We start from the raw sequence: 429 nt of genomic DNA on the forward strand, positions 1-429 counted from the left end.
TCCGACTCGACCGCGGGTGCCTGTGGGGCTGCCCGCACGCGGGCGGCGAACATGTCCGGGAACGTGGCCGGTTCGACGTCTTGAGTGGTTACGGCGCGCTCGGCCGCGAGGAGTTCGCCTCGCTCTTTCTGCGTGAGCAGGTCTGCGTCGCTGATGCGGTGGGAGGGGTCGGTGACCGCAGTGGTCAGCAGCCGCTCCCAGCGGGCGATCAGGGTTTCGATGGTGCTGGCGTCGAACAGCTCGGCGGAGTACTCAGCAGCGATGCAGATGCCGGCAGGCCGGTGGTCTTCGAAGGTCTCGTTGAGACTGAAGTAGAGGTCGAAACGGGCGGTTCCGGTGCCGCTGACGTGCTCCTGCACTTGGAGGCCGGGTAGGTCGAAGTGGGCCTGGTCGTTGTTCTGCAGTGCCAGTGCGATCTGGAACAGCGGG

General features: G+C 66.4%; 1 protein-coding gene. It reads right to left on the reverse strand.

All coding sequences use genetic code 11. The annotated features are described in order from the left end of the window. The coding region (locus QK440_RS41295) for a condensation domain-containing protein (protein ID WP_282798405.1) at positions 1–429 on the reverse strand (429 nt) is incomplete at both ends.

Origin of the sequence: Streptomyces sp. CC224B, from assembly GCF_030010595.1 — a bacterium.
In the GTDB taxonomy this organism is placed as follows: Bacteria; Actinomycetota; Actinomycetes; order Streptomycetales; family Streptomycetaceae; genus Streptomyces; species Streptomyces longispororuber.